Below are 8,409 nucleotides of genomic sequence, written 5' to 3'. Positions count from 1 at the left end.
TCCCAGGAGCCCGTGCGGCGGGCGCTGCGGCTGCCCGGCGGGATACCGCTGCCGCCGTCCGCGCTGCCCGCGACACGGGCGATCGGACTGCACACCGCCGCGGTGGAGGCCGCGAAGTGGGCGGCCGGGCTGCGCACGAGCCCGGCGGTGTGGCGCCTGGACACCCGCACCCTGGCGACGGACCTGCACCCGGTGACCCGCAGGCCGCAGTGCCCCGGGTGCGGCGTCCCGGGGCTGGTCGCCGCCCGTGCGCTGCGGCCGGTGGTGCTGGAGTCCCGCGCCAAGTGCCGCGCGGAGGGGGGCGGTCACCGGGCCGTCGCCCCGGCCGTTCTGTGGGACCGCCACCGGGGACTCGTCGGGCCGGTCACCGGCGTCGTCGCCGAGGTGCGCGAGGCGCCGGGCACACCGGACGGGCTGCACCACTACGTGTCCGGGCGCAACCTCGCCATCGCCGGGCACGACCTGGCGAACGTGCGGGCCGGGCTGCGCAGTCACAGCGGGGGCAAGGGCACCACGCCCGAGGAAGCACGGCTGGGGGCGCTGTGCGAGGCGGTGGAGCGTTACTCGGCGACCCGGCAGGGCGACGAGGCCGTGGTACGGGAGACCCTGCGGGGGCTGGGCGACGCGGCACTGCACCCGAACGCGGCCCAGCTGTACGCCGACTGGCAGTTCCGGGAGCGTGAGGCCTGGAACGCCCGGCACGCGGGCGCCCCCTTCCAGCTGGTGCCGCCGCCCTTCGACCCGCGCTCGGCCGCGGAGTGGACGCCGCTGTGGTCGCTCGGCTCCCGACGCACGCGCTATCTGCCCACCTCGATGCTGTACTTCGGGCCCGGTCCCGACGGGCGGACCCGCGCGCCCTGGGCTGACTCCAACGGGAACGCGGCCGGAAGCAGCCTGGAGGACGCCGTACTGCAGGGTCTGCTGGAGGTGGTCGAACGGGACGCGGTGGCCCTGTGGTGGTACCACCGCACGCGGCAGCCGGGCGTCGACCTCGACGCCTTCGACGAGCCGTGGCTCGCCGACGCCCGTGCGGCGTACGCCCGTTCGGGGCGCGAGATGTGGGCGCTGGACCTCACCGCTGACCTGGGCGTACCGGTGGTCGCGGCGGTCTCCCGCAGAACCGGACGTCCGGCGGACGAGCTGGGCGAGGGGCTTGCCCTCGGCTTCGGCGCGCACACCGACCCCCGGGTCGCGGTGCGCAGGGCGGTCACCGAGCTGGGCCAGCTGCTGCCGCCGGACAGCGCCGCGGGGCAGCGGGCCTGCGCGGACAGCGACGCGGACCTGTGCGCGTGGTGGACCGGCGCGACGCTCGCCGAGCAGCCGTACCTTGCCCCGGACCCGGCTGAGCGGGCGCGCACCGTAGCGGCCTGGGACGTCGTCGCGCACGATGACCTCCGGGAGGAGGTGCGGGCCGTGGAGCGCCTGCTCGCGGCGCGCGGTCTGGAGACGCTGGTGCTGGACCAGACCCGGCCGGACATCGGGCTGCCGGTGGTGAAGGTCGTCGTGCCGGGCATGCGGCACTTCTGGGCGCGGTTCGCGCCGGGCCGGCTCTTCGACGTGCCCGTCGAGCTGGGACGGGTCGCGCGGAAGCCCACCGTCGAGGAGCTCAATCCGGTGCCGCTCTTCGTGTGACCCGCGGGGCCCCGGCCGGCCGGGGCCCCGTGCCGTCGACTGCGCGTGCCCGATGAACGGGACATGGGATATGACTTCGTCATGACATCATCGAGGGGCAGACAGTCGGCCGCAGCGGAAGGGCCCGAGGCCGGGAGCGCCGCCCCGGCGGCCGGGTCGAAGGAGAGCCCCGGCCCTCGCCGAAGTCAAGACATACCGGCGCCCCAACTGGCCCGCACCATCACCATCGTGGCCCTGCTCTGCTACGGCGGAGTGACCGTGCTGAACCTGGTGGGGACCCGCCCCGGAATCACTCGGCTGCTGATCTGCGTCGCCTGCGTGCTGGCCGTGTTCACCGTGCAGATGCTCGTGTCCGCCCCCCGGGCCCAGCTCTGGACGCTGCGCCGGAAGACCGCCGCCCTGCTGGCACAGACCCTGCTCACCTATCTGCCACTCCTCTGGTTCGGCCTCAACTGGGGCAGCATGGAGGGCCCGTTAGGCGCCTCCTTCCTCGTGCTGCTCCCGTCCCGTTACGGCTGGTCGCTGTTCGGCGTGGTGCTGATCGTCACCCCGTTGCACGCGCTCGCCGCCGGCGCCACCCCGGACGCGGCCTCCTACTACACGGTCTCCGCCCTGCTGTCCGGGCTCGTCATCTACGGACTGGCGCGCCTGACCGAGCTGGTGAGCGAACTGCACGCCACGCGCGACGAACTGGCCCGCATGGCCGTCGGGCAGGAGCGGCTGCGGTTCGCCCGGGACCTGCACGACCTGCTGGGCTACAGCCTGTCCGCGATCGTCCTCAAGGGCACGCTGGCCCACCGCATCGGCCTGACCCAGCCGGAACGGGCGCGCGAGGAGACCCGTGAACTCGTGGACGTGGCCCGCCAGGCGCTGTCCGATGTGCGGCTGGTCGCCAGCAGCTACCGCGCGCTCTCCCTCACCGCCGAGGCCCGCTCCGCGGTCTCCGTGCTGCGCGCGTCCGGTGTACGGAGTGAAGTCGATGTCGCCTGCGGCCCGCTGTCCCCGGAGATCGACACCTTCCTCGCCACCGTGGTGCGCGAGGGGGTCACCAATATGCTGCGGCACAGCGCAGTGCGTCACTGTACGATAACGGCAACCCGTGACGGGGAAACCATTCTGCTGTCCGTGGTGAACGACGGAGTCCACGTGGACGGACGTGAGCAGGAGGGCGGGGGGTCGCCGCTCGGCGGGGAGCGGCGGGGGAACGGACTGGACAACCTTCACGAACGGTGCGTTGCGGTGGGCGGCAGGCTGAAGGCTGTCGTCCGTGAGAACGGGCTCTTCGAACTGGAGGTCCGTGCCCCGGTACGGCCGGCGGCGTAGGGGCCCTCGAAACGGCACGAGGGGGTCAGGAAGGGAAGGCAAGGGGATGCTCACCCTCAAAATCCTGCTGGCGGAGGATGTCCACATGGTGCGGGGGGCTCTCGTCGCACTGCTCCACCTGGAACCCGATCTGCGGGTCGTCGCGGCCGTGGACCGGGGCGACGCCATCGTGCCGACCGCGCTGGAGAAGAAGCCCGACGTGGCGGTCATCGACATCGACCTGCCGGGCACCGACGGCCTGACGGCCACGGCCGAGCTGCACAAGCGGATGCCCACCTGCCGCACGCTCATCCTGACCGGCATGGGGCGGCCGGGCACCCTGCGCCGAGCGCTGAGCACACAGGTGGGCGGCTTCCTGCTCAAGGACTCCGAGCCGGAGGAACTCGCCAAGGCGGTACGCCTGGTGGCGTCCGGTCAGCGCGTCATGGACCCGCATCTGGCGATGTCGGCGTGGGACTTCGTGGACAATCCGCTCTCCCCCCGCGAGCTCCAGGTGCTGCGGCTCGCGGCCCGCGGCGCGGACACCGCGGAGATCGCCGGGTGCCTGTACCTGTCGAAGGGCACGGTGAGCAACTACCTGACGGCCATCGTGAGCAAGCTCAGCGCCCGCAACCGCGTCGACGCCGTCCGGGTCGCGAGGAACGCCGGCTGGATTCCCTGAGTCCGGCCGCGCCCGGCGGGAGGCGGACCCCGGTCACCGGCGGCTCCGGTCGGCGACGAGGAGCCGGACCTCGGGCACCAGGCTCGCGTGCAGCGGCACGAGGGCTCCGCCGAGGAACAGCCCGCGCATGGCGGCCCGTTCCACCTTTCCGCTCGTGGTGTGCCGCACCGTGCCGGGCCGCACGATCAGCACACCGTCCGCGCGCACCCCGTGTTCCGCCACCAGGGAGTCCTGGATCACCTCGGTGAGGGCCGGCAGGTCCGTGCCGTAGCGGGTGCGCGCGCGCAACTCCTGCACCACGACCAGGTGTTCGCTCTCGCCGTGCACACCGAAGGCGATACCGGGGCCGAGGACCGTGCTGGTCCGGCGTACGGATTCCTCCAGGTCCTCCGGGTGGAAGGCGTTGCCCGCCAGGACGACGAGGTCCTTGGAACGGCCGGTGACGTACAGCTCGCCGTCCACCATCGCACCGAGGTCGCCGGTCCGCAGGAAGCCGCCCTCGCCCAGGGCCGTACGGGCCCGGAACAGTTCCTCGCTCTCCGCCGGACGCCGCCAGTACCCCTCGGCCGTACCCGGGCCGCGCACCCAGATCTCGCCGGTGACACCCTCGTCGAGCGGCATCCGCCCCGCCGGGTCGACGATGCGCACCTCGGTGCCGGGGGCCGGCGGGCCGCACGAGACCAGCGACCGTCCGCCGCCCGGGTGCCCGTCGTCGGCGAAGGTCCGCAGCCGGGGCCGCCCGGTGCGCGCGGCGCCGGTCACCAGCAGGGTCGCCTCGGCCAGTCCGTAGCAGGGGGTGAGCGCGCCGGGGCGCAGCCCGGCGGGGGCGAAGCGCGCGGCGAAGTCCCGGACCGTGGAAGCGCGGACGGACTCGCCGCCGCTCACCGCCGTACGCCAGTGGGACAGGTCGAGGCGGCCCGCCGGCAGGACCTCGTCCTCCCGCGCACAGCGCGCGTACGCCGAGTCGGGAGCGGCGCTGACGGCGATGCCGTGGTCGGACACCGCTTCCAGCCAGCGCAGCGGGCGGCGCGCGAAGGACTCCGGGGAGAGCAGCACGGACGTGGCGCCCTGCCACAGCGGGTGGATCAGCAGGCCGATGAGGCCCATGTCGTGGTGGAACGGGAGCCAGCCGCCGACCCGTTCGCCCTCCCGGATGCCGAGGGCCGCCGACAGGGCCCGGAGGTGGGCGAGCAGCGCGCGATGGCTGACGGGCACTCCGCGCGGGGCGCGCGTGGAGCCGGAGGTGTACTGGAGGACGGCCACGCTGTCGGGACCGGCCGCCGCGTCGGGTGGCGCCTCGGCCGGCGGGGCATCCGGCCCGCCGGCGGGGGCGGCGTCGGCCAGGACGCAGACGACGTCCTGGTGGCCGGTGCGCGCGAGCACCTGCGAGAGCGCGGGGGCCAGTGCGCGGGAGGTGAGGGCGCAGTCGACCGCCGCGTCCCTGGCGATGCCGGACAGCCGGGCGTCGTGATGTCTGCTGCCGCCCGGGGGCACCACCGGCACCGGCACCGCTCCGGCGAACAGGCAGGCCAGCAGGCTCGTGGCGAAGAGCATCCGGTCGCTGTGGGCCACCAGGACCCGCCCGCCCGGCCGGGTGTGGCCGCGCACCACGGGCGCCAGCGCCCGGGCCGCCGCGGCGAGGGCGCCGTAGGTGTACCGCCGCGCCCCGTCGCCCCCGGGCCCGTCGGGGAGCACAAGGAGGGCGTCCCGCTCCGGGTGGGTACGGGCCCGGTGCGCGAAGACCTCGGTGAACGTCCGGTTCCCGTCGCCGTCCATGCTGCCCTCTCCGCCGCTCCGCCGGTACGGACACCAGCTTGCGCCGGGCGGCTCGAACGGACCTCGCACGCGGGACGGGTGGGAGCGGAGCACCCGGGGCGGGCGGACGGGCGCCGCCTCAGCCTCCGGGGGCCGTCCGGGGGGGGTCGCGGTAGCGGACGTGCACGACCCGTTCGCCGTCGAGCGTGGCCAGGCACGCGAGCGACCGGCGGAGCCGCCGGTACTCCGGGTCGGACAGGGCCCGGTCGCAGTCCTCGGCCTCGCGCCACCACTGGAGCCCGACGTAGTTGAGCGGGTTGACCGAGGAGCACAGCAGGTCGGAACCGCCGAACTCCTCTTCCCTCGCGATGTGTTCGCTCAGCGCGGCGAACCTGGCCTCGAAGGCGTACCGGTCGTCCTCGTACATCAGCCGCGCCCAGGTGAGCAGGACGTTCAGGCCGCCCTCGGTAGCGGTGTGCCGCAGGGTGCGGAAGACGCTGTTCACCTGGTCGGCACTGGCCTCGACCAGCGGCCCGATGCGCTCGACATGGGCCCGGAACGCGGGCTCGCGTACGGTGTCGAGGAACCCGTCCAGCCGCTCCCAGTGCGCGAACTGGGTGTAGACCCGCGGCTGGGCGGCGGTGCGCAGCACCACCAGGTACCCGAAGTGCGGCCGGGAGGTCAGGAATTCGGCGTGCACGTCGCACGCCGCTTCGAAGGCGGTGTGGTCGCCCCGGACGGTGAGCCGGTTGACGATGGTCAGAGCGGCGGCTGGGTCACGATTGTCCACGGCGCTCCGCAAACCGCCCGGCGTGCCGCAGGGTGGTGGTGCTGTTGGCTCCGAGCGCTTCGCGGACCCGTGCCCGGGCGTCGGCCGGTGAGGCGTCCGTGCCGAGCAGGGCCCGCACGCCCTCCGGGTCCAGGACGACGGTGTGGGCGGAGGTGACCGCGACGGTGCCGTCCGCGGCCGGCTCGACGGTCCAGCGGCCGGTGTGGCAGGCCAGCGCCGGAGGGGTGCGCAGCTGTTTGTAGACGATGGTGCGCCGGCCGGGGAAGCACAGGCGCACGGACTCCGTGATGTGCTCCGAACCGTCCGGAGCGAGCGTGGCCATCTCCATCTGCTGCACGGTCGCGGCGGTCCGCGCGCCGTCGGAGGCCGGGTCGGACGCGGCCTCCTCCCGCAGATCGAGGCGGGCGACGTGCGGCAGCCGCTCGGGCCAGCGGTCGGCCCGCTCCAGAAAGGCGTACACCTCGTCGGCCTCGGCGCGGACGGTGTGCGTGTCGTGGAAGGAGAACCGCAACTCCTCGCGGTGGGCGCCCTGTTCCGCGGCGCGCTTGAGGGCGTCGAGCTCGGCGGCGCTGTTGCGGTCCACGGCCGCGGTGATGAGGCGCTCCGCCTCCGGGTCGTCGGCGACCGCCCGGAAGTCGTGGAGCAGGACGACCCGGCTCAGGCCGTCGTCGAGCGGCTCGACCCGCCAGGTGCCGCCCATCGACGCCACCGGCGGCGCGGGCACCAGCTGGCGGAACGCCACCGTGCGGGCCACCGGGTCGAGGGTGCGCACGGACGTCCAGTTGCGGACGGCCCCGTGGGCGGTGGCCCACAGGTGCAGCCGCTGCTCGCCGCCCTCCGGGGGCGCGTCCGCGAGCACGTCGACGTGTACGGTCGGGCCGAACAGGTCGGGCCAGCCGGACACGTCGGCCACGAGGCGGTGCACCGTGTCGGGCGGCGCGGCCACGGTGACGGCGTGCTCGGTGACGCGGACCGTGTCGCCCGGTGCCGGGGCGGAAGTCCTGGGTCCCATGGGGGACCTTCCCTTCGTAGATCGTCGACGGTGCGCTAATAGCAGGTAACTAGTCGATCCGACTCGGGCGCCGGTCGAGCCGGGGTGGAACGGCCCCGGCGGCCGCTCAGCGGGGGCCGTACCCCTCGGGGCGGCGGAGGATCTCCAGCACCGCGCACCCCCAGCTGTATCCGGCGCCGACGCTGACGAGGACGACGATGTCGCCCGGGGAGGCCCGGCCGGACACCATGAGGTGGTCGAGCCCGGCGAACTGGTCGCCCGCCCCGAGGTGGCCGACCGTGCGGCTCCACTCCCAGGGGGTGCGGTCAGGGTCGATGCCGAACGGGCCGTAGTAGATGGACTCCAGCCGGCGCCGCCCGAAGTGCGGCAGGACCACCCAGTCGGCGTCGGCCAGGTCGAGGCCCGCCTCGGAGAGCGCCCGTTTCACCGCGGTCTGCTGCCCCTCGTGGGCGCGGCCCATCACGGCGGACATCCCGACCCGCGAGACGAACGCCCTCTTGGCCCGGGCGAAGTCGACGGGCATGCCGTGGCTGAAGGGGGCGGGGCCGAACGGCTCGTCCCCGCGGTGCAGCGGCTCCAGCTCCGGGTCCGCGTGCAGGGCCAGCCCGCGCACGGAGGCGAAGCCGCCCCGGCGGGAGAGGACCAGGGCGGCGGCGCCGTCCGCGTAGGGCGTTCCGGGATCGGTGCGCCAGCGGTCGATGCCGGGGGCGCAGAACCGGTCGGCGGAAGTGAGCAGCGCGTCCCCCGTGCCGTGGCCGGCCCGCAGGTAGGCGGCGGCCAGGTCCATGGCGGCGAGGCCCCCGTTGGACATCTGCCGGATCTCGACGGCCTGGCAGCAGTTGCCGACCGTCTCGCGCTGGATGTAGGAGGCGACGGGCCACAGGTCCTGGCCCTGGTGGTAGGTGTCGGCGTGCAGCAGGAGGTCGATGTCCCCGGGGCCGGAACCGGCCCGTCGCAGCGCGGTCGCGGCCGCCGCGACGGCCATCTCGGCGGCGGACTCGTCCGCCGAGACGGCCACGGACTCCATGCCCGCGGCGTCGGCGATGCGCGGCGGGCAGTCGCCGGCCGCGACGGCGTCGGCCACCCGGAGGGTGCCGGGCAGCCGGACGGAGGTGGCCCTCACGTACAGGTCAGCTGCGGGCATGGTCACCCCTCCGCCGACGGGACCGCGAGGAGCCGGTCGGCGGTCCGGGCCCGCGGCCGGTCCAGCAGGGCGTGGCGTGCCATGTCGAGCAG

7 protein-coding genes are annotated in these 8,409 nt (G+C 74.6%); 3 read left to right on the top strand and 4 right to left on the bottom strand.

Translation table 11 applies throughout. The annotated features are described in order from the left end of the window. The 3 genes from CR470_RS33120 to CR470_RS33110 form a co-directional block, all read left to right on the top strand. A partial coding sequence (locus tag CR470_RS33120) for a TOMM precursor leader peptide-binding protein (protein ID WP_097871155.1) occupies nucleotides 1–1,632 on the top strand: 1,632 nt, incomplete at its 5' end. A gap of 81 nt (nucleotides 1,633–1,713) precedes the next feature. Continuing rightward, nucleotides 1,714–2,955, top strand: a complete 1,242-nt coding sequence (locus CR470_RS33115) for a sensor histidine kinase (protein WP_097871154.1) — start codon at nucleotides 1,714–1,716, stop codon at nucleotides 2,953–2,955. Between the two features lie 46 nt (nucleotides 2,956–3,001). Beyond that, a complete protein-coding gene (locus CR470_RS33110; protein ID WP_097871153.1) occupies nucleotides 3,002–3,616 on the top strand; it encodes a response regulator transcription factor in 615 nt (204 codons plus the stop codon). Between the two features lie 33 nt (nucleotides 3,617–3,649). Here CR470_RS33110 and CR470_RS33105 read toward each other — a convergent pair whose 3' ends face one another. The 4 genes from CR470_RS33105 to CR470_RS33090 all read right to left on the bottom strand — a co-directional run bounded on the left by CR470_RS33105 (nucleotide 3,650) and on the right by CR470_RS33090 (nucleotide 8,317). Continuing rightward, on the bottom strand, nucleotides 3,650–5,392 hold the full coding sequence (locus CR470_RS33105) for a fatty acyl-AMP ligase (protein ID WP_097871152.1): 1,743 nt from the start codon (nucleotides 5,390–5,392) through the stop codon (nucleotides 3,650–3,652). A 118-nt stretch (nucleotides 5,393–5,510) separates the two neighbouring features. After that, nucleotides 5,511–6,161, bottom strand: a complete 651-nt coding sequence (locus CR470_RS33100; RefSeq protein WP_097871151.1) for a hypothetical protein — start codon at nucleotides 6,159–6,161, stop codon at nucleotides 5,511–5,513. Beyond that, nucleotides 6,148–7,173 carry an aromatase/cyclase gene (locus tag CR470_RS33095; RefSeq protein WP_097871150.1) on the bottom strand — a complete coding sequence of 342 codons (1,026 nt, stop codon included), beginning with the start codon at nucleotides 7,171–7,173 and terminating at the stop codon, nucleotides 6,148–6,150. The genes CR470_RS33100 and CR470_RS33095 overlap by 14 nt, the downstream gene beginning before the upstream one ends. Nucleotides 7,174–7,279: 106 nt before the next feature. Beyond that, nucleotides 7,280–8,317: a ketoacyl-ACP synthase III family protein gene (locus tag CR470_RS33090; RefSeq protein WP_097871149.1), complete on the bottom strand. Its 1,038-nt coding sequence runs from the start codon at nucleotides 8,315–8,317 to the stop codon at nucleotides 7,280–7,282. Nucleotides 8,318–8,409: the final 92 nt, after the last annotated feature.

Origin of the sequence: Streptomyces sp. rh34 (assembly GCF_002551245.1) — a bacterium.
Classification (GTDB): domain Bacteria; phylum Actinomycetota; class Actinomycetes; order Streptomycetales; family Streptomycetaceae; genus Streptomyces.
Note: the sequence above shows the minus strand (reverse complement) of the source record. Positions and strands in the feature narration are given on the sequence as shown.